We start from the raw sequence: 21,876 nt of genomic DNA, 5'->3' as shown, positions 1-21,876 counted from the left end.
TGGCAAAGAGGTCACACCCGTTCCCATACCGAACACGGAAGTTAAGCTCTTTAGCGCCGATGGTAGTTGGGGGCTTCCCCCTGTGAGAGTAGGACATCGCTAGGCACCTGAAAAAGTCGAGGATTTATTCCTCGGCTTTTTTATTTGCAATTTTTTAGTAAGTTACCCCTACCTTATTAATTGAAGAAGTGTCGACATTATATAAGCCCAGGCTCAAAATTAATTGAGTACTTGGGCTTTGGTGTTACATTTTCAAATTGTTTTAGCCATTGTTATATTCGTGATTTCATAACCCATTTTTTCATATAAGCCACGAGCAATTTTATTATGACCAAAAACGTTTAGACCAATTTTATTCATACCTAACTTTTTAGCAATAATTTCAGCTTCTTTCATTGCTTTTTTGCCATACCCCTGCCCTTGATACTGTTCAAAAATCACAAAATCGTATATAAAACCTTCATTAGGATTTGTAGGCGCCTTTTGTGAAATCCAAATCATTCCAACTAAGATATCGTTGTGAAAGATAGAGAATAAATGATTATTCTCGGTCTTCTCATTTTGTGGTAGTAGTCGTTCAAATGATTCCCTCGACAAGTCAATCGCTTTATCTTCACTCCAATTTCCGGAAGCAATCTTGTCTTTTGCATAGTCTTCAATTGCATAACTGATATATTGTTTGAACTCCTCTTGGTTCATAGGTTTTAATGTAATCAATTTATTTTCCTCCTATTCTATTTATTTAATTTTAGCATCTTTTTAAAATTTCCCATAATTGATACTTGAAACTGCGCATCGTACAATCCAATTAAAAAAATATAAAAAAAGTGGAGTTATTATCATAAGATAGTAACTCCACACAGCTTGTTGATGAATTTATTTCCAATTAAAACCCTTTTTCGCTAAGAAATCTTTGATATGAGGACGGCGTTGTTCAATTAAAAAATCAGCCATTTGCTTTGTCCAGTTATCAATTTTTCGATTGGATGAGCGATTATTATAGTATGCTTCCATTGTGTCGTTGTAAGCTGGTAAAAGCTCCTCATATTTTTCTGTATTGTATTCATTTTCATGTAATACTGCTGCGACAGGTAAACGAGGTTTTACTTCATTGCGACGAGCAGGAACCCCAATTGTTAAGCCGAATAGTGGGAAAACATAGTCAGGTAGATTGAATAATTCGCTTATTTCTTCAAGCTTATTACGCACTCCTCCAATGTAACAAATTCCATATCCCATAGATTCTGCGGCAACGACAAAGTTTTGAGCGAATAATGATACATCGGCTACTCCAACAAGTACGTTTTCTGCCGAATCAGCTACAATGTCTACACCTTCTAATTTACCTGCTGATTGAAGGCGCTTAAAATCTACACAGAAGACAAAGGCACCGCCAGAAGTTTCGTATTGACGAGGATTACCAGAGAGCAATCCTAATTTTTCTTTTTTCTCCGCATCTGTTACCCAAATTACACTATAAGCTTGTACAAAATGTGATGTAGCAGCCATTTGTGCAGTAGCAATTAATTCTTCAATAATTTCTTTTGAAATCGGATTCCCATCATAAATACGAACCGAAGAGTGGTTCCGTAATAATTCTTTAACCATTTATAAAATCTCCTTTTCCCCTTTATATATATCAAAAGCATATCACGCTTCTTCTTCAAAATCGAATTTTTTCGATTTTGAAGTTATTTTCAGATAATTTACGGATGTATAAAATCTCTCGTAAAATAAAATATTCCGTTAATTATAGATTAAAAATTCTAAATAGTTTAAAATTATGTATGGACGGTTTATTTGGTTGAATTTCTAATAATTGGATGTCTATACCAGGTGGATTAAACCGAGTAATTAGTTGGATAAAAATAAAGTGGGATGGAGGAATAAGGATGGCAGAAAAGTTGGCGAAAAAGCTTCGTAATGAACAGCTACGGAGCAAGGTTGTAACAGCAGAAGAAGCAGCATCTTGGATTAAGGATGGTATGGTACTTGGGATGAGCGGGTTTACACGTGCTGGTGATGTTAAAGTGATACCTCTTGCACTTGTGGAGAAAGCTAAAAAAGAGAGCTTCCAGGTAGATGTATATACAGGTGCATCACTTGGCCCAGAAGTTGACCAATACTTAGCGGAAGCTGGCGTTATTCGTAAGCGTGGACCTTTCCAAGCGGATGCTGGTATTCGTAACAAAATCAACAGTGGTGAAATCACATTTGTTGATGCGCATCTATCACATAATGCGGAGTTAGTACGTCAAGGTATTATTGGTCCTATTGATTTTGCGATTATTGAAGCGACAGCTATTACAGAAGACGGCTTACTAATTCCTACAACTTCAGTTGGTAACTCTCCGATTTTTGTGCAAGAAGCAGACCAAATAATCATTGAGTTGAATGTAGCTCAGCTTGATGCATTAGAGGGTGTCCATGATATTTTTGTACCAGGACCACAGGGGAAACGTGATCCAATTCCATTACAAAATGTATCTGATCGGCTTGGCACAATTGGCATACCACTAGATTTAGATAAAGTAAAGGGCATTGTAATTTCAGATATTTTAGATGCGCCATCAACGATCGTTCCTGCAGATGAAGAAACAGATATTATGGCCAATCATTTATTGAATTTCCTACGAGAAGAAATAAAAGTAGGTCGATTAACAACAAGCTTAAGACCAATTCAATCAGGTGTAGGCTCAGTTGCAAACGCCGTTTTATTAGGTTTTAAAGATTCTGAGTTTGAGAACTTAGAAGTATATTCAGAAGTACTGCAAGACGCAGTATTCGAATTAATTGATGCAGGGAAGGTAAACTTCGCATCTGCTACTTCTATTACCCTTTCCGAGGAAGTTGGACACCAAGTTTATAGTGATTTTGAAAAGTATGCAGATAAACTAGTATTACGTCCGCAAGAAATTTCTAACCAACCAGAAATTATTCGCCGACTCGGGTTAATTTCTGTTAATACAGCACTCGAAGTGGATATTTATGGGAATGTGAATTCTACGCATGTTTCTGGCACGAAAATGATGAATGGAATTGGCGGCTCCGGAGACTTTGCACGTAATGCACGATTAGGTATTTTCGTCACAAAATCTTACTCGAAAGGCGGAAATATTTCTAGTATCGTTCCAATGGTATCGCATGTAGACCATACAGAGCACGATGTAGACGTTATCGTAACAGAGCAGGGAGTAGCAGACTTACGTGGGCTTGCTCCAAAAGAACGGGTTGGGCTCATTATCGATAACTGTGCACACCCGGAATATCGTGAGCAATTATGGAAGTATTTTAACGATGCCAATGAAGCAACAGGTGGACACCATACGCCACACGAACTAGAAAAAGCGCTCTCTTGGCATGTGAATTACGCAAAAAATGGTACGATGAAGAACCCTGCTTTATCGAAATAATAAAAATAAAAGCCTTGAAGGACAGTTGACTTGTTCCTTCAAGGCTTTTAATTGTTAATAACGTAATCCCGAAAGCTTGGGTAGCTCTGGAATTTTGATCGGGTAACCCCCCGAAGTGCTCAGGTGTAAAAAAAACCCTAGCTGCTTCTTACAATAAGCCAACCCATTTCCAATACGTTGCGGAAAATAGAAGAACTAGGATGTATCCAATAATCGTTAATGGAATACCAGATTTTAAGAAATCCTTTGTTGTAAATGCTCCTGTACCATAGGCAAGCATATTTTGCGGTGCACTAATAGGTAAGAGGAAGCCAAAGCTAATAACGAATTGTTGCACGATAACGAAACCAACCTGATCGACATTAGCCGTTAATGTTGAGGCTAAAACGATAAATACTGGTATAAGCGCAGATGCTAAGCTTGTTGCACTTGCAAAGCCTAAATGAATAAGAATATTAAATAAAGTGACAAGGGCAATTGTTGCAAGAATTGGCATAGAATCTAAACCAAGTGAACCGAATACTTTATCAGATAACCACGATGCACCTTTAGTATTAAGTAAGACTGTTCCTAGCATAATTCCTACTGCAAAGACGATAATTGTCCCCCAAGGAATATGAGGCTCAACTTGCTTCCACGAATAGACTCCGATTTTTGGCATTAATAAAATGGCGATTGCAACGATTGTGACGGTTGTCGTATCGAATGGGTGGAGTTTGCCCTCCGCAGCCCAGAAAAATAGTAAAACTACCGATGTGATGATTAATCGAATTTCGGGAGCTTTTAATGGACCAAGTTCCGCAAGCTGTTTTTTGATTACTTCTTTACCACCTTCAATATTACTTGTTTCAGGCTTAATTAGTGTAATCATAATGAAAAATAGAGCCACTGACATGATGATTGAGAAGGGGGCAGCGTAAAGTAACCAAGCACCCCAAGAAATATCTACACCGAATTGTTCTTTGATGAAATTTAAAGCGACCATATTTTGAGCTGCTGCCGTTTTAATACCGATATTCCAAATGGAAACAGCTTGTACAGAGGTAATGACTAGTAAAGCAGCAAGTCGACTATCACGTGGTAAACCAAATGCTGCTACCATTCCGAGTAGTATTGGAACAACTGCGCCTGCACGTGCAGTAGCAGAAGGGACAAAGAATGCGAGTGCAATAGATACTAAAATAGCACCGAATACAATGGCTTTCGTTTTTGTCCCAACTAGTGAAAGTATCCATAGCGCAAGACGTTTATGTAAATTAGTAATTTGCATGGCTGCAGCTAGGAAGAGAGCTGCTGCTACTAGTGCAACTGCGGAATTACTAAATCCGCTTAATGCTAACTTTAATGCATCCGATGTTCCTAGCGCTCTCGTTGGATCTTCCATTGACGGAGCTAACCCTAGGAAAATTGTAACGAGAGCAATAATCATGGCAGAGCTAACGGGATAGGATACTGCTTCTGTAATCCATAGGATGACCGCGAAAGCTAAGATAGCTAAGGCTCGTTGTCCAGCTACAGGTAAATCGCTGTTGTTAGGTAAAAAAGTAATGATGATTAATGAAGCGAAGGCCAATCCAATCCATAGCGGCTTCAAATTACGTTTTGATTTTGCTTGTTCAGAAGTAGACATACTTTTTCATCCTTTCTATTACAATTTTCTATAACATCGGCTAGTAAAATGCTTTATTAAGAAAGTTAATTTGTCTATTTATTGTAAAAAAACTAGTATGTGAAATACCCTCTATTTATAGCGATAATGGGCAGTTACGAGAAAATATGCGGTCATAGAAAAGACAAAAATATCCAAAATATATTATTTTTTCTTTTTGAATGCAGAAGTCACTTTAGGCTCAGTTCCTATCATCAGTCGCTTAATATTTTCGATATGCAAAATGATGGCTAAACCAAAAAGTAATAGGGCTATAATCGTTGGGCCAACCCCAGGAATCCATAGATAAGTGGCTGTACAAAAAACGAGATAAAATTCAAGTACACCGACAATTAAATAGTTCGTTGCGAAAGATAAAATAACAAATAAAATGAGTGCAAATAAGCCAATTTTCCAATCAATCGCAAGTAATATCCCTATGATTGAAGCAGTTCCTTTACCGCCATTGAAGCCCATATAAAATGGGAAATTATGACCTAGAATAACACCAGCAGATATGATATAGAGAAAGAGCCAAACTTGTACTTCTGTTAATTGTGTTATATCTGCTAAATAGACATGTGCACCGATTATAGCTATAACGCCTTTACCGATATCGATCAGTGCAACTAATATGCCGTATTTCCATCCAAGTGAAAGTGTTGCATTAGAGGCACCTGCATTGCCATGACCAGTCTTTTTTAAATCTACCCCGGATAAAAACTGAGCAACTTTAGAGCCGTGAATACAGCCAATCAAATAACCAACAAGAAGAAAAATGATAACGGCTTTTATCATAAAAATCCTCCTTTCTAATAAGCTCATCACCATAGCGTGAGGTTGATTTCCATCCCTACTGGGCGCTTTGTTGCTGACGCTTCACTTTCGCACAGATAAAACATTTGTTGCTGACGCTTCACTTTCGCACAGATAAAACATTTGTTGCTGACGCTTCGCTTTCGCGCAGATAAAACATTTGTTGCTGACGCTTCGCTTTCGCGCAGAGCAAAGCTTCCTGGGGGCGTCCAGTCTCCACTCAACTGATATAAAGGCATACATTTTAAAAAAATTGCATCCCTAACTTTTGATAAAAATTATAAATATCTAAAATAGTGTATGCGTTCGTATTACGTAAAAAAGCAGACAGAAGTTTCGGAAAAAATAAAATTTTAGTGTTGACAGAGAAAAAGTCTATGTTTATACTTTGTAACAACGATGGAAATTGAATCTCATACTCTTATCAAGAGCGGCGGAGGGATAGGCCCTATGATGCCCGGCAACCAGTAAGTGACGAACTTGCTAAGGTGCTAATTCCTACAGATTCTTACTTGGATCTGGCAGATAAGGGGAGGAAAACTTGCAACCGCAACCCTCTTCTTAGCTGAAGAGGGTTTTTGTTTTCTACTGAAAAAATCCTCCTCATCTCCGGTACCATCGTAAAAAAATAACCATTTGGAGGTATACAATGACAAAATTTAAACCAGAAACATTGCTGTTACACGGTGGCCAAGAGCCAGACCCGGTAACAGGATCTCGTACAGTACCCGTATATCGCTCAACGGCTTTCGTTTTTAAAGACACTGCTCATGCGCAACGTCTTTTTGCCTTAGAGGAAGCTGGCAATATTTACACACGAATTACAAACCCAACTGTAGATGTTTTTGAAAAACGCGTCGCTTTATTAGAAGGCGGTACAGCAGCAGTAGCACTTTCATCTGGTGCAGCAGCAATCGCGTTTTCCATTTTAAATCTTGCAGGGGCAGGCGATGAAATTGTTGCAGGTAGCTCTTTATACGGAGGTACTTATAATTTATTCGCTAACACACTACCAAACTACGGTATTAAAACGATTTTTGTAGACGAAACAAATCCAGAAAATTTCCGAGCAGCTATTACTGATAAAACAAAAGCTGTGTTCGCTGAAATTTACGGTAACCCAAGTTTAAAGGTATTAGATATTGAAGCGGTAGCAAATATAGCACATGAAAACGGCTTACCATTAATTATTGATAGCACATTTGCTTCACCATATGGCTCTACACCAATTGACTTCGGTGCAGATATCGTTGTTCATTCCGCAACAAAATGGATAGGCGGCCATGGTACAACTTTAGGTGGCGTTGTAGTAGATGCAGGGAAGTTTGATTGGACTCGTGGGCGTTTCCCAGGCTTTACTGAGCCAGATGCTTCTTATCACGGTTTGCGTTATGGTATTGACACAGCAGATGCTGCATTTGCCACAAAACTGCGTGTGCAATTGCTACGCGACTTTGGACCAACATTAAGTGCCGATGCAGCATTTAATTTATTACAAGGTTTAGAAACGCTGCATTTGCGTATTCCTAAACACAATGAAAATGCATTAGCGGTAGCCGAATATTTACGAAACCACCCATCTGTGGAATATGTAAATTACAATGGCTTAGAAGATTTTGCTACGCATGATTTAGCTAAAAAATATTTAAGAAATGGCTTCGGTTCAGTGCTTACATTTGGCATTAAAGGTGGACGTGAAGCAGGGCGTAAATTAATCGATAGTGTGAAATTATTCTCGCACGTAGCAAATGTAGGGGATGCCAAATCGTTAATTATTCATCCAGCATCTACTACACATCAGCAACTATCAGCTGAGGAGCTAATCCAAACTGGCGTAACCGAGTCGCTCATTCGCTTATCCATCGGTTTAGAGGCAGTAGAGGACATTATTGCAGATTTAGAGCAAGCTATTGAACAAGTAACAGCTTCACAACAAAAAGTAGAAGCTTAATAAATAAAACATATTGGCTAATGTTGTAGCGTTTACGTATTTTCTCATTCGATAGGCCTCATTTGGTAATGCGTAAAAGTTGCTGCATCATCCGCTCACCTCATTTGATGAAGTAACTGAAATTTCTTAAAAATAATACCTAGTAATTTTATAAGTATTATTGACTTACTTAATTCCTTGCTTTATACTAGGAAATAAGAAAAGTGTTCGAAGGGCTACCAACCTAGAACCAATTTAAAGCGCCGACTAGTTGATCGGTAAAGTGTTTTCAATCAATGCTCAAACTAAATTAGTTTCATAAGTGCTCCCCCACTTTTGAATATATACGAAGAGGAGTAGTTGCTCAGCCAGTAGCTACTCTTATCTACAAAACTGATGATAAAGGAGTGTTTTAAATGGGAAATGTGTATAGTGCACAAAACATTGCATCTTATCTTATTTATGAGTTAAATGAAGGTCATGTGTTTGTGAACAACATGTCCATTCAAAACATACTTGCGTCAGTTGAGAGTAAATGGCAAGAGATCTTTGGACATTCTGTTTTTAAGGAAGTTGTTTATGTCAACGAGGAAGGCTATACAGTACAAGAAGTTTTCGAAGCTTATGAAGGCTATGGAACAAGTCATATTCCTCTACCTGCGACAGAGTATTATTTAAAATACGGCACATTCCAATTAGTTGAACGTACGTATGCAATACCAAATTTTACGCAGGAGGAAATAAGACTGGTGCAACGAGCTTTAACACAATATCGTTATAAATTGCTAGCCAAAGCTAGTTAATTATCCCTCATATAATTGGGCTCATTCTCTGCTGCTACAGGGAATGAGCTTTTTAATTAGATAAGGAAGATAGACCAGCATAATTGAAAAATTTTTTAATTAATATATTTCAAAAGAACAATTTTTATAAATGTCTTTACATACATATATATAATAGAAGAAAGGCATTTATTTTAACTTCTTTCAGCAAACATCCACTGAAAGAGAGGAACTCAGTCTAAGAACGCCACGTCCTGTGGCAATTTATCTGTGCGACAGCGGCAAATGTCTTCTGTAGTGAAAGCGAAGCGTCAGCTACAATTATGCCGAGGCATAATTGGTAAAGAATCGTCAATAGTTGTTCGATTATTATAGATCATGTGAAAAAACATATAATAAAAGGGATGAAAACGATTTCCCTTGCACGTCTACAGGAAACAAATGTCCATCCTAGAAAGATTTTTCTTGTGCAATGTATGTATTTACGTTACAATTTTCTTTAAGTTGATTTTTGAATTATTTGAAATTGTTTGTTTCCCAGTGTATCTTCATTCAGGATATTTTTTGTAGCGAAAGTGAAACGCCATGACTAAATATCTGTCTGAAGACGAAGTTTTAGAAACACGGCAAACTGACCTGCTTTGTATAGTCGGCGCACAATTCAAAATCTGTAAGAATTAAGCTGAGACGAAATAAATATAATGAAACTGCGGAATGTAAGTTGGAGGGAATAGGAATGGCAACTATAAAGGCAGCTATATTAGGATTTGGAACGGTAGGTCAAGGAATTTACCATATATTAAACGAAAAGCGTGAAGAGCTTAAAAATAAATTAGGAATTGAGCTAGAAGTAGCAAAAATTTTAGTTACAGACACTAGCCGTGAACGTGTACCAGGTACAGCGCATTTAATGACAACTAGTATGGATGAAGTCTTAGCGGAACCAGGTATGCAGGTTGTTTTTGAGGCGATCGTCAACGAGGAGCCAGCATTTACTTATTTAAAGCGCGCTGTTGAACATAAATGTCATGTCATTACAGCTAACAAAGTAATGTTTGCAAAACGAGGCTTGGAGCTACAGGATCTTGCAAAAGCAAACGGTGTTTTTGTAGGCTTTGAGGCAACGACTGCTGGTGGTGTACCAGTTATTAAAACGATGAAAAACATTTTGCTTGTCAATGATGTTAGTCGTATTCAGGGTGTTTTAAATGGGACATCCAACTATATTTTAACGAAAATGCGTTCACAGGGCTGGTCGTTCGAAACTGCATTAAAAGAGGCCCAAAATTTAGGTTATGCGGAGGCAGATCCATATAATGATATCTCAGGACAGGACGCCTTCAAAAAATTAATGATTTTAAGTGCTTTGGCATTTGGTGAACAACCAGACTGGTCTGACGTCGAAGTAGTCGGAATTGATAGCATTTCGGCAGAGCAAGTAAAAGAAGCGTGTGAAAAAGGCTTGCGTTTCCGCCACGTTGCTGAGGTTGAGAAGCTAGCAGATGGTAAAGTGGTCGCAAAGGTTGGCCCGCAATTAGTTGATAAGGAACATCCGCTTTATCCAGTTGATGATGTCAATAATGCTGTGGCATTGGATACAAATTATATTGGCACATTAACGCTAATTGGACCTGGGGCAGGTATGTATCCAACAGCAAGTGTAATGGTTGAGGATTATGCGGAAATTATCGGTAAGCGAGCTGGATTTGTCGTAACGATATAATTAGATAGATTATGCCTATCATTTAACAATGTACTAATTGTTGAATGATAGGCATTTTTTAATCCTCATCTTTAACATCAATATCCTCTGGAATAGGAGTATTCCGCCAAATTTCAATTTCCTCTTTAATACGATCTAACTGCTCAAAATAAGTGCTGAACTGTCCGCTATTAATCAGTATTTGATCACCGTCATATACTGAACGGATACGGCCCTCGTAAACGAGGCGAAGTACTTGATCCTCTGGCATACCAAGTTCGATGGCTGTTTCTTCAATGGTTTTATACATTTTTTCGCTCCTTTTGCTGTTTTTATTATAACCTCCCTCTAATAGAAAGCCTACTATGGGTTAATAAATGAAGAAAAAAGGTAATTGTTTGCTTTTGGATAAATCTGTATTATTAATGTTGATGAGTGGTGACGGTTGAGGGGCAATAAATGATGTATCCTGAAATGGTCATGGAAATGGACAAGTTTAGCTGCTACGAACATTGCGTTATTCCAAGGTCTTTTTTTTCATCAATTCGTCTAACCGGTGTAGCTATTGAAACAGTTGTAACGATTGGTAGCGCTCGTGTCTTTTCTGGTGCTTTAGAATGGATACTATGGAAATCACAGCCGACAAAGGTGTGGGGAATAGCAACTGTAATAGCAATTCATTAATAATGGGGAAGGGGCTGTCCATATAGGAGGGATTGGACTAGCCCTTTCTGCAGGTCTCCCCTTTGCCACATATTGTTGAAATAGAGAAAATAGAGGTGAGCGACTTCTGTTAGCTGACGCTTCGCTTTCGCTACAGAAAATAATTGCTGAAAGAAGTTAAAACCTTAAGAAATTCTTCATTTTTATAATAACTGGTTTTTAAGATTTAAAAGGTACACTATTAATTGAGAGCGAGGTGTATATCATGACGAAACTAACAGTTCTTGTAACAGACGATGATCAAGATATTCGTGATGGTATTGAAATCTATTTAAAGAATGAAGGCTACAATGTCATAAAAGCTGCTGACGGCTTAGAGGCACTCGAAAAATTAGAAAACAATGAAGTACATTTAATTATTTTAGATATTATGATGCCAAATATGGATGGAATTACAGCGACGTTTAAAATTAGAGCAGAGCGCAACATTCCAATTATTATGCTTAGTGCAAAAGCGGAGGATGGCGACAAAATTCATGGTTTGTCTGTAGGCGCAGATGATTACGTCACAAAGCCTTTTCATCCGTTGGAGCTATTGGCTCGAGTGAAATCTCAGCTGCGACGTTATGTACAACTTGGGACGTACAATGATGGAGCAGCAAAGGTGGAAATCGACGGACTTGTATTAGATGAAGATGCAAAGGAAGTCAATTTAGAAGGGGAGCCTGTTCGATTAACACCAATCGAATATAAGATTACGGAATTATTAATGAAAAATGCAGGGCGTGTATTTTCGATAAGAGAGATTTATGAGCGTGTGTGGAATGAGGAAGCTTACAATGCGGAAAATATTGTAGCTGTACACATTCGAAAAATACGTGAAAAAATCGAAGCAGATCCGAAAAATCCACGCTATTTAAAGGTGGTGTGGGGCGTTGGCTATAAAATGGAAAAATAAAATAGAGCAGTATGCTACAATTGCAGGGTTTGTAGCAGGGGTTATTGGACTAATTTATTTTGGTGTCTATGCGTATCAGATAGTAACTTCCCGTTCTTCGGGGATGCTACAATTGCTTGAGAGAATTTTTTAGAGAGGAGTTAAAAGTATGTTAAAAAATTGGAAACCTCTTCTCGCTCTTATATGCTTAATCTGGGTAATTTTCGGTATATTTACGTTCTCTAATATCGGGTACCAATATATTGGGAAGTCATATTTTCAATCTGAAAATTTCCAGCATGAACTTGATAATTTCCAGTCAGAAATAGGACCATTAGTGTTAAATATACCAACGGCTGAGGATTTAAAAAGTAAAATTGTGGTGACACAAAGTGAAATTGAAGAGCATCGAAATTTTTATGGAACATTAGGACAACAAATAGATAATATTAAGGTTCAATATGAAGAGCGTATTCAAGAAGCTGCTAATGTTAATGCAGCGGAATTAAAAACAAAGCTTGAAAAAGAGCGGGATGCAAAAATTAAAGATATTACGGCTAATTTCGAGGATGATGAGCATGTCCGTAAAAAAATTCTAACTCAAAAGGAAGAGCTTGTTGATAAATATATAAAGGCAGCAAAAGAAGAAGCAAAAAGTTTTGTGAAAAATTATAATTACTGGTCTTATGAATTAACGAACACTGAAACAGACAAAACATATCGTTCAGGTGATGTTTCGGATAGTAATGCTTTCAAAATAAAGTTCACAGGGCAACATCCATTAACGACTTCGAATATCAGCAGTTATTTAAATGATATTTTTTATCGAACTGATATCAACGTGGATACAGAAAATTTAAGGGAAACTTCTGATTACACTGGTATCATAACCATCTCGAAAAAATCAGCACAAGCAGTCGACATTTTGGAAGGATATGACCATTTTACACGCAATCAATACATGTTCTACTTTATATGGTTAACGAGTATTGTGGCAGCTATTGTTGCATGGAAAGGGCGTAAAGAAGTACTGCAGATGGTACGAGGTTTAAAGGAAAAAGAAGCTCTTGCAAAGATGAAAATTGATTACCCAATTGGATTATTATTAATAAGTGCATTCATATATTTGATAGCATCTGAAATTGCTTTTGAATCGATTGAGTTTGTTTCTTATCAATCTAACTATGTACATTACTTAATTAGTTTGCTGTTTAAAATAGGTGCCGTAATCATTATTGCAATGCTGTTCTTTGTACAGCTTATTTGGTTGTATGATCGAGTGAATACAACACAGAAATTAAAAGAGGACTTAAAAGCTAGCTATTTATGGTCACTAGGCGGATCAATGACAGATTTATTTATAAATCGTTCAATTGCATTACATTCCATTGTGATGATTGGGGCAGCATTTTTCGGTGGTGGCAGCCTTGTTGCCTCAATGATAGGAGGTGGCGGATTCCCCGTTCTAGTTTTGGGCGTTTGCGCAATGATTGGTATTCCAGCCATGATTCTCTTCCTTTCGAGAATGGGCTATCTAAACCGAATTATGAAGGATACAAAGGACATGGCGGAAGGGCGTTTAAATCGTGATGTCAAGGTAAGGGGCAAATCACCACTCGCGGGGCATGCCGAAAATCTTAATCATTTAAGAGAAGGCGTACGCACGTCTATGCATGAGCAGGCAAAAAGCGAGCGTTTAAAAACAGAGCTTATTACGAATGTTAGTCACGACTTACGCACTCCGTTAACATCCATTATTACGTATACAGATTTACTGAAAAATCCTGATATTACTGAGGAAGAGCGTAAGCAATACATTCATATCCTTGATAAAAAATCAGAACGTCTAAAATTACTGATTGAGGACCTTTTTGAAGTGTCTAAAATGGCGAGTGGTAATATGGAGCTTCATCGCAGTCGAGTTGATTTAACCCAGCTTGTACAGCAGGCGGTAGGTGAGCATGAGGAAGATTTAGCACAAGCTCATTTAGATTTACGCCTGACAAAACCACATGAGCCAATCTACGCGTATGTGGACGGACAAAAATGGTGGAGACTGATCGATAATTTAATCGTTAATGTATTGAAATATGCATTAGAAGGCACACGTGTTTATGTAACATTGAAACGTACGGCAGAAGGTGATGCTGAATTCACGGTGAAGAATGTTGCGAAATATGAAATTAGCGAGGATGCCGATGAGTTATTTGAACGCTTTAAGCGAGCAGATGCTTCACGCCATACAGAGGGCTCAGGGCTAGGCTTAGCCATTGCACAATCCATTGTAGATTTGCATGGTGCTCGTATGAGTATAGATGTAGATGGAGATTTATTTAAGGTAATCGTTCGGATTCCAACAGCATAAACAAAAAAGAGGCTGGGACATAACTAAATGGTTCCTTTATAAAGCCGAATAATCTCTAAATTAACAAAACACGATAAATAGAAAAACCGAACTATTCCGAAACACTTCATGAGCGTTTCATTGGATAGTTCGGTATTTTTGTTGGCTGAAACACTTTTGTCCCAGCCTCTTTTTTTTACTTTGAAAAACAAAAATGCTGAGGAAATCCTTTTGAATGTTGGGAATTTCAATCCGTCATTTTGGCGTTTTATTCCGTCGCTTTGGGTGTTCTATCCACGACATTGACGGTTCTATCCACGGTTTTGGGTGTTCTATCCACGACTTAGACGGTTCTATCCGTCACCTCGGATCTCCGTTTTAAATCGCTGCCAATTCGTTAGCACTACACTTTCACACATCCACATTTGTGCTGGAATTTTGATTATCACATAAAGTGATACGAAGCGAAGCGGATAGAGGAACGAAGGCTAAAAGCATCACGTCCTGTGATAACGCCTTTGTGACCAACATCCTGTCGCTGCCCATATGTTGCACTACGCTTTCGCACAGAAAACATTTGCTGCTGCCGCTTCGCTTTCGCACAGAAAACATTTGTTGCCCCGACACCCCCATGAAAGCGCTCAGTCAGAACGAAAATCAACCACTCGTTGTGAAGAGCCATACTTTATTAGTTATAACCCTAAATTCTTGGCAATAATCACTTTCATTACTTCGTTGGTACCTGCATAAATGGACATGACAGGAATATCTCGATACCTTCTAGCAATCTTGTATTCCTCCATATAACCGTAGCCACCATGTAACTGCATACACTGGATAGCAAGCTCGCGTGCATTTTCTGTTATCCAGTATTTTGCCATTGAAACTTTTGTCACAACATCGTTTCCTGCGATATGTTCCTCTATTAAAGATTCTAAAAATGATTTGCCAAGTTCAATTTTTGTCGCCATTTCAGCTATTTTAAATTGCGTATTTTGGAAGTCACTAATTGACTTTCCAAAAGCTTCGCGTGATTTTACATAATCAATTGTTAAAGTTAGCATGTCCTCAGCAGCGGCTTGTGCGGCGATGGCTACTGCTAAACGCTCTTGCTGTAGCTTTTCCATCATATAGATAAAGCCTTTACCTTCTTCACCAAGGAGATTCTCTACAGGTACGCGACAATCCTCAAAATATAGCTCGGCTGTGTCCTGCGCGTGCATACCAACTTTTTCGAGCTTGCGACCTTTTGTGAAGCCTGATGTCCCGTCCTCAATGACAAGGAGGCTAATGCCACGATGTTTTTTTTCTGCCTGAGGATTTGTTTTTACAGCAACGACTGCTAAATTTGTATGAATGCCATTAGTAATAAATGTTTTTTGTCCGTTAACGATATAATGATCGCCATCACGATTGGCAGTTGTTTGGATGTTTGCCAAATCGGAACCTGTACCTGGCTCTGTCATAGCAATGGCTGTAATATTTTCGCCTGTAACGCATTTTGGTAGCCAGCGTGATTTTTGCTCATGTGAGCCGTATGCCTCGATATAGGGCACGACAATATCGTTATGCAGACCAACGCCAATAAGGCTTGAACCTACACGCTCTAGCTCTTCTTGAATAATAACGCCAAAACTAAAATCAAGTCCGAGACCGCCGTATTGCTCTTCTACTTGAGGGCATAGATAGCCCATTTTCCCAAGCTTACGCCAAAATTCAAGTGGAATAAGATGATCTTTCTCCCATTGTGGATAGTGTGGCTCGGCTTCCTCTGCTAAAAACTTACGTAAGGTTTTACGAAATAACTCATGCTCTGTTGATTCGAATTTATATCTTGTCATATGAACAACACCCCTTTTTCGTTCGTACATGCGTTAAATTTGCTCTTGCAATTATAATGTTACTTAAATATTCAGAAAAATTAAAGAGTATATTAATCATAGATTTTTTACATAATCTTATAATTAGGTTGAATGGGGATTTCACCATTACATAGGTTTGATTTAGTAGGCGCTTTCTTAGGGCGTCCGATGAGCACTTCAGGGTTCCATTTGTGATCCTAAAGGAGTCAAACAACCTTCAGTGGTGGATGGTTGTATACGGCTTCATGTAATCGCCTAAATTACGATATCGTCACTTTCCTAATTAGATTGTCATGTAAATCATACGGTTAAATTACAAGGAATATGTACACTTAATATCATGAGCTGATCGGTTGTTCTTTTGCACTTACTTTCAATAAGAGAATGTTAAGTATAATGCTATAATCAACTAAGACTATATGAAAGTAGGGAACTGAAATGCCTAAAGTAGTTGGTGGAATTCTTTTATTAAGTATATATAGTGCATTAACTTTTTACTTAGGATGGGGATTGAGACATTGGCTTGTGGCAATGGGATGGTTCCGTTATCCAATTTTATATTGGTTAGTGCTGTATATCATTGCGTTTAGTATTATTATTAGCAGATTGCATGAGTCTTTACGAGTGTTTTCAATAATCCATAATTACTGGATGTTTATTTTTGAATACGGATTACTACTTTGTTTGGCAGCACACTTGATTCTTTGGCTAAGTCCTTTTAAAAGTGTACAGATAATTGGTAGTATTGCGATTGCTATGTTGTTTCTACTAAGTATTGTGGGCACTTATTTAGCGTATTCACCTGTTGTCCGTCATTTAGAAATAACGATGGATAAAAAGAGTAGTGAGCTAGAATCGATGAGAGCTGTAGTTGCATCAGATTTTCATTTAGGTGTTCTATCACATAAAAAACATTTACAGCGTTTTGTTACGTTATCGAATGAAGCAAATCCGGACATCGTCTTTTTAGCTGGGGATATTGTGGATGACGACCCTAAATGGTTTGTTAAAGATGGAATGGCAGATGTGATGAAACAATTAACATCTACATACGGAGTGTATGGTGTATTGGGCAATCACGAGTACTATGGCAAGAAAATTCCTGAATTTATTAAAGAGATGGAAAACGCTAATGTAAAAGTTTTGTGTGATGAAACTATTAGAATCGATAATGTGTTAGTATTAACGGGGCAAGAGGATATTACAAACAAGGATAGAAAGCAATTAGATGCATTGAAGACAACAGATGACTTGCCTTGGTTTGTCATGAATCATACCCCGAATGATTTAATTATGCCTGCAAAAATGGGTGTAGACTTCCATATGTCAGGTCATACACATAAAGGTCAACTATGGCCTAATCAGTATATAACAGCTCGTGTATTTGAGCTCGATTATGGTTATAAGATGAAGGAGAAAATGCATACACTTGTTTCATCAGGTTTTGGCTTTTGGGGTCCTCCAATGCGAATAGGCAGCCGTTCTGAATTATGGGTTGTGGATATAAATTTTCGTTAGTTGGTAAATTGGGCATGTGGCTCAAAATAGCCCCTGTATTATGGTGATGAGCTATCTACTCATAACTAAATGTTATAGTCATAGTATATGAAGAAGTGTATTTTATCTACATTCAGTAGAAGACTCTTACCTCTGAAGGGGTAAGATGAATGGGGATGTAGTTCCTCTTTGTCCAAACATCTACTGAATGACGCAATTACGCCAAGGCGAAATTGATAATATGTTGATATTTAATTAATAAAAGGTAAGGTGACAATGTGGATATCATTGAATTATTAAAGGCGCTTATTTTAGGCTTTGTCGAGGGAATGACAGAGTTTGCACCAGTGTCGTCAACAGGTCATATGATTATTGTGGACGATATGTGGCTAAAGACAGAGGAGTTTTTAGGGATGTATCCCGCCAATACATTTAAAATCGTTGTACAGCTAGGCTCCATTTTAGCCGTAGTCGTTGTAATGTGGAAACGAATGTTAAATTTAGTTGGACTCTATAAAATTGATGGCCAATCGAAATCAGTGAAAGGTCACTTCAACTTATTACATGTTATTGTGGGCATGTTACCAGCGGTTATATTAGGTTTTGCGTTCAAAGATTTTATCGATGATCATTTATTTAAAGTAGAGCATGTTGTTTATGCTTTAGTAGCTGGAGCACTTTTAATGATTGCTGCAGATAAATTAGCACCGAAAAGACCAAAAGTAGATTCTCTAGACAAAATTTCTTATGGTTTAGCATTTAAAGTAGGGTTAGTACAATGTTTATCACTTTGGCCAGGGTTCTCCCGTTCAGGTGCAACAATTTCTGGTGGTGTACTATTTGGAATGAGTCACCGTGTAGCGGCAGATTTTACTTTCATTATGGCAGTGCCAATTATGGCAGGTGCTAGTTTAGTGTCTGTACTGAAAAACTGGGATACGCTATCTATGGATTATTTTGGATTTTATGCAGTGGGCTTCATTAGTTCATTTATCTTTGCATTACTCTCAATTAAATTCTTCTTAGCACTTATTTCAAAAGTGAAATTAATGCCATTTGCTATTTATCGTTTAGTACTAGCTGCTGTACTAGCTGTTATTATCTTTATGTAATTAAAAAAGTCACTCTTCTGTTCAGAATGAGTGGCTTTTTTTAGCGTTTTTATCTTGTTTTAGGGAAAATTAAATGGTTAATAAGTATTGTTTGTAAGTAGGGTGGATCAATCCTTATTGCGAAAACAGATATTTTTTACCTATATATTGTCATTTTAATTGTCTAGAACTTATAATTGAATCATAGTTTTTTTTGCTATCGGATAATATTTAGTAAAATAGACATAGAGGTGAGGTGGATTTATTGTTTCAGATTGGAAATAGACCCAAGAAAAATACAGTTGAAATTAGTAATGAAGTAAATATAGGGGTTATTATTCAAGATCAGGAACGTTTATTACAGCTAAATCTAGTAAATTTAACTAGAGATGATTTGCAGTTGATCAGGAGTTTAAAACCGTATATTGAACGAAATGTCTTAGAGGTTGTAGCGGCATTCTATCATGCAATTGAAAGGGTGCCAGCCTTACGTGAGGTTATTGAAAAGTATAGCTCTAGTGAGCAGTTACGCCAAACATTACGCCATCATATTATAGAAATGTTCGAGGGGCGTATAGACGATGCATTTTTGGAGAAGAGAAGGCGAGTAGCGAAAATGCATGTGAAGATTAACTTGTATCCTAAGTGGTATTTAGCAGCCTTTCAAAATCTTGAAAAATTTTTAAGAAAGATTGTTTATAAGCTTCAATTATCGAGGGATGAAGAAGAGAAGTTTTGTGATGCCATCAGTAAAATCTGTAATTTCGAACAACAGATTGTCCTAGAGGAATATGATAATTATGCTAATACATTAATTGAGAAGCAACAGGATAGTGTTCGAGCACATGTTAAGGAAATTATAGGTGGGATATCTACGCAGCTAGAGACTCAATCTCATAGTACCAATGAAACAGTGACCGAACTTGTTTATAACGCCAAGGAAGTGAATGAATACTTGAAGGAAAGTATCGATGAGGCAAAAACAATGCAAAAGGTATCGTCTGAAGGTTATTCTAAAATAACATTAATTAATGAGCAAACAGGAAAAATTCATCATAAGACAGTTGAAATGTCGGGTATGGTGGAGCAATTAGATCACTCTTCCTCAAAAATCAATGCTGTTATCGAAATAGTGAAAAGTATTTCTGGCCAAACAAATTTACTGGCGTTAAATTCAGCTATTGAGGCTGCACGTGCAGGGGAGCATGGAAAAGGCTTTGCTGTCGTGGCGAGCGAAGTTCGTAAGCTTGCAGATCAGACGAAAAGTTCGGTTGAACAAATCGCGGATCTCATAACAATGTCTAATGGAATCACAAACCAAGTTGTTCAAGCAATTCATGAAATCCAAGAGCTGGTGAACAATAGTATTGAGCAAAACGCAGAATCTTTAAAAGCATTCGATGCAATATCTGGCTCAGTAAACGGTTCTATCTCAAACTTCCAAAACGTCGGACTGAAAATAACGGAATTATCAGGAATTATAGAATCAATTGGAGAATCTTCCGAGGAATTAAAACAAGCTGCCAATCGATTAGATACAACAATTAGAGATTTCTAATGACTATGCATAAAGCCTATGCATAGTTTTTTTGCTTATCACCTTAACGTGTGGTTGATTTCCGTTCCGACTGGGCGCTTTGTTGCTGACGCTACGCTTTCGCACAGAAAACATCCGCTACGCTCCAGTATCTCGGGCCAACAGATGTTTTTTGCGCGAAAGCGAAGCGGCAGCGGCACCGATGTTGGTCACGAAGGCGTTATCACAGGACGTGATGCTTTTAGCCTTCGTTCCGCTATCGCTAATCCCCAAAGAGTCCCAGTCTCCACTCCAATCAACTTAGCCTCATAAACAACTGTTTAAATAAAATGTCATTTTCAACTTTTAATGATAAGCCTAGTTTTATTTTTCATAAATGATAGGACAAAATCGCTTTTCTGAAGGATAAAACAATAAATAGACGGATGAAGTTTGTAGAGTGATAAAAAGGAATAGTTATCACACATGTAAAGATAAGAAATCCCTAGAAAATGAGCGTTCTAAGTGTTACGCTATAGGCGAATTGAATTGAGGGGTGTTCGGAATATGAAAAAGAAATTATTTATTACACGAAAGTTCCCAGCGCATATAGTTGAGCCATTGAAAGAGTATTATGATATCAAACAATGGGACGAGGAGGAAATTGTTATACCACGGGAAAAACTATTGGCAGCTGTTGCAGATTGTGAAGTATTGTGGGTAACGATTGCTGACCAAGTCGATGAAGAGTTATTATTACATGCACCCAATCTAAAACTCGTGACTAATTTAGCAGTTGGATTTAATAATATTAGTGTCAAAGCTTTGCGTAAGCGTGGAATAATGGCGACTAATACTCCAGGAGTTTTAACAAATACGACTGCAGATTTAGTATGGGGATTATTGCTTGCGACTGCTCGAAGAATTCCAGAAAGCGAACGATATTTGCGTGAGGGTAAATGGAAAAGCTGGTATCCGATGCAATTAGTAGGTAAAGATGTTTCAGGATCCACTATAGGAATTATTGGTATGGGACGTATTGGCCAAGCTGTTGCAAGACGAGCAAAAGGTTTTGATATGAAAATTTTATACAACAATCGTAGACGTCGCCATGAGGTAGAAGAAATGTATGGCTTTCAATATGTATCGTTGGAGGATCTTTTAAAACAATCGGATTTTGTTGTTATTATGACACCTTTTAACAATGATACTGTAGGACTTATAGGAGCAGAGGAACTTGCTTTGATGAAGGATGACGCGGTATTAATTAACGCATCACGTGGTGGCATTATCGATGAGAATGCACTGTATGAAACTTTAAAAAACGGTAAGTTGTGGGCAGCAGGGTTGGATGTCTTTGAACAAGAGCCTATTGCGTTGGATCATCCATTGTTGACGCTTCCAAACGTTGTAGCACTCCCGCATATCGGTAGTGCCTCGCTTCAAACTAGAACTGCAATGCTGATGCTGAACGTTAAAGAGCTTACCGCATATGGGCAGGGCAAGGCTGTAACGAATCGAATAGATTAATGATACGGAAGATAAAAGAAGTAGGAGTATCTTTTGCGATAAAGCGGCAAAGATTTGTTTGTGTTAGAAATAAATTGTATAAATCAACTGTAATTATAAGAGAGGGAGCACATCGAAATAAGATGTGCTCCTTAAATAAATAGCG

18 protein-coding genes, 1 rRNA gene and 1 riboswitch are annotated in these 21,876 nt (G+C 37.8%); of the genes, 13 read left to right on the top strand and 6 right to left on the bottom strand.

The window, feature by feature from the left end; all coding sequences use genetic code 11:
* Positions 1 to 105, top strand: a 5S ribosomal RNA gene (rrf, locus tag ACQKOF_RS21695); the annotation flags it as partial.
* Positions 106 to 252: 147 nt separating this feature from the next.
* Here rrf and ACQKOF_RS21690 read toward each other — a convergent pair.
* Positions 253 to 717 carry a GNAT family N-acetyltransferase gene (locus tag ACQKOF_RS21690; RefSeq protein ID WP_427561630.1) on the bottom strand — a complete coding sequence of 155 codons (465 nt, stop codon included), beginning with the start codon at positions 715 to 717 and terminating at the stop codon, positions 253 to 255.
* A gap of 159 nt (positions 718 to 876) precedes the next feature.
* Positions 877 to 1,608, bottom strand: a complete 732-nt coding sequence (chrR, locus tag ACQKOF_RS21685) for a class II chromate reductase ChrR (protein ID WP_427561627.1) — start codon at positions 1,606 to 1,608, stop codon at positions 877 to 879.
* A gap of 284 nt (positions 1,609 to 1,892) precedes the next feature.
* Between chrR and ACQKOF_RS21680 the strand changes: the two genes are divergently transcribed.
* On the top strand, positions 1,893 to 3,413 hold the full coding sequence (locus ACQKOF_RS21680) for a succinate CoA transferase (RefSeq protein WP_427561624.1): 1,521 nt from the start codon (positions 1,893 to 1,895) through the stop codon (positions 3,411 to 3,413).
* A gap of 148 nt (positions 3,414 to 3,561) precedes the next feature.
* On the opposite strand, the gene ACQKOF_RS21675 is transcribed toward ACQKOF_RS21680, so the two are convergent.
* Together ACQKOF_RS21675 and ACQKOF_RS21670 are read right to left on the bottom strand one after the other, a co-directional pair.
* Positions 3,562 to 5,043 carry a DASS family sodium-coupled anion symporter gene (locus ACQKOF_RS21675; RefSeq protein ID WP_427561621.1) on the bottom strand — a complete coding sequence of 494 codons (1,482 nt, stop codon included), beginning with the start codon at positions 5,041 to 5,043 and terminating at the stop codon, positions 3,562 to 3,564.
* Positions 5,044 to 5,226: 183 nt separating this feature from the next.
* Complete coding sequence (locus ACQKOF_RS21670; RefSeq protein WP_427561618.1) at positions 5,227 to 5,859, bottom strand: glycerol-3-phosphate acyltransferase; 633 nt, start codon at positions 5,857 to 5,859, stop codon at positions 5,227 to 5,229.
* A gap of 436 nt (positions 5,860 to 6,295) precedes the next feature.
* Positions 6,296 to 6,409: riboswitch (SAM riboswitch) on the top strand.
* A gap of 117 nt (positions 6,410 to 6,526) precedes the next feature.
* On the opposite strand from ACQKOF_RS21670, the gene ACQKOF_RS21665 reads away from it, so the two are divergent.
* The 3 genes from ACQKOF_RS21665 (at position 6,527) to ACQKOF_RS21655 (ending at position 10,312) form a co-directional block, all read left to right on the top strand.
* Complete coding sequence (locus tag ACQKOF_RS21665; RefSeq protein ID WP_427561616.1) at positions 6,527 to 7,828, top strand: O-acetylhomoserine aminocarboxypropyltransferase/cysteine synthase family protein; 1,302 nt, start codon at positions 6,527 to 6,529, stop codon at positions 7,826 to 7,828.
* A 395-nt stretch (positions 7,829 to 8,223) separates the two neighbouring features.
* Positions 8,224 to 8,610 carry a hypothetical protein gene (locus ACQKOF_RS21660; RefSeq protein ID WP_427561613.1) on the top strand — a complete coding sequence of 129 codons (387 nt, stop codon included), beginning with the start codon at positions 8,224 to 8,226 and terminating at the stop codon, positions 8,608 to 8,610.
* A 715-nt stretch (positions 8,611 to 9,325) separates the two neighbouring features.
* Positions 9,326 to 10,312: a homoserine dehydrogenase gene (locus ACQKOF_RS21655; RefSeq protein ID WP_427561610.1), complete on the top strand. Its 987-nt coding sequence runs from the start codon at positions 9,326 to 9,328 to the stop codon at positions 10,310 to 10,312.
* A 58-nt stretch (positions 10,313 to 10,370) separates the two neighbouring features.
* On the opposite strand, the gene ACQKOF_RS21650 is transcribed toward ACQKOF_RS21655, so the two are convergent.
* Complete coding sequence (locus ACQKOF_RS21650) at positions 10,371 to 10,601, bottom strand: excisionase (RefSeq protein ID WP_049667308.1); 231 nt, start codon at positions 10,599 to 10,601, stop codon at positions 10,371 to 10,373.
* A gap of 149 nt (positions 10,602 to 10,750) precedes the next feature.
* Here ACQKOF_RS21650 and ACQKOF_RS21645 point away from each other — a divergent pair, with 149 nt between their 5' ends.
* The 4 genes from ACQKOF_RS21645 to ACQKOF_RS21630 all read left to right on the top strand — a co-directional run bounded on the left by ACQKOF_RS21645 (position 10,751) and on the right by ACQKOF_RS21630 (position 14,256).
* A complete protein-coding gene (locus ACQKOF_RS21645; protein WP_427561607.1) occupies positions 10,751 to 10,975 on the top strand; it encodes a hypothetical protein in 225 nt (74 codons plus the stop codon).
* A gap of 244 nt (positions 10,976 to 11,219) precedes the next feature.
* A complete protein-coding gene (locus tag ACQKOF_RS21640) occupies positions 11,220 to 11,912 on the top strand; it encodes a response regulator transcription factor (protein WP_370048551.1) in 693 nt (230 codons plus the stop codon).
* Complete coding sequence (locus ACQKOF_RS21635) at positions 11,890 to 12,045, top strand: hypothetical protein (RefSeq protein ID WP_199777833.1); 156 nt, start codon at positions 11,890 to 11,892, stop codon at positions 12,043 to 12,045. Before ACQKOF_RS21640 ends, ACQKOF_RS21635 begins: the two co-directional genes overlap by 23 nt.
* 15 nt (positions 12,046 to 12,060) lie before the next feature.
* Positions 12,061 to 14,256, top strand: coding sequence for a histidine kinase dimerization/phospho-acceptor domain-containing protein (locus tag ACQKOF_RS21630; protein WP_427561603.1), 2,196 nt, complete (start codon positions 12,061 to 12,063; stop codon positions 14,254 to 14,256).
* Positions 14,257 to 14,927: 671 nt separating this feature from the next.
* Here ACQKOF_RS21630 and ACQKOF_RS21625 read toward each other — a convergent pair.
* A complete protein-coding gene (locus ACQKOF_RS21625) occupies positions 14,928 to 16,076 on the bottom strand; it encodes an acyl-CoA dehydrogenase family protein (protein WP_427561600.1) in 1,149 nt (382 codons plus the stop codon).
* 459 nt (positions 16,077 to 16,535) lie between these two features.
* Here ACQKOF_RS21625 and ACQKOF_RS21620 point away from each other — a divergent pair, with 459 nt between their 5' ends.
* The 4 genes from ACQKOF_RS21620 (at position 16,536) to ACQKOF_RS21605 (ending at position 21,731) form a co-directional block, all read left to right on the top strand.
* Positions 16,536 to 17,615: a metallophosphoesterase gene (locus ACQKOF_RS21620; RefSeq protein ID WP_427561597.1), complete on the top strand. Its 1,080-nt coding sequence runs from the start codon at positions 16,536 to 16,538 to the stop codon at positions 17,613 to 17,615.
* A 257-nt stretch (positions 17,616 to 17,872) separates the two neighbouring features.
* Entirely contained in the window at positions 17,873 to 18,706 is an 834-nt protein-coding gene (locus ACQKOF_RS21615) for an undecaprenyl-diphosphate phosphatase (protein ID WP_427561594.1), read from the top strand.
* A 235-nt stretch (positions 18,707 to 18,941) separates the two neighbouring features.
* Entirely contained in the window at positions 18,942 to 20,243 is a 1,302-nt protein-coding gene (locus tag ACQKOF_RS21610; RefSeq protein ID WP_427561592.1) for a protoglobin domain-containing protein, read from the top strand.
* Positions 20,244 to 20,768: 525 nt separating this feature from the next.
* The gene (locus tag ACQKOF_RS21605) at positions 20,769 to 21,731 is read left to right on the top strand and encodes a 2-hydroxyacid dehydrogenase (RefSeq protein WP_427561589.1); all 963 of its coding nucleotides are present in this window, start codon (positions 20,769 to 20,771) and stop codon (positions 21,729 to 21,731) included.
* Positions 21,732 to 21,876: the final 145 nt, after the last annotated feature.

It is taken from the genome of Lysinibacillus sp. NPDC093190, from assembly GCF_050280425.1.
Lineage (GTDB): Bacteria > Bacillota > Bacilli > Bacillales_A > Planococcaceae > Lysinibacillus.
Note: the sequence above shows the minus strand (reverse complement) of the source record. Positions and strands in the feature narration are given on the sequence as shown.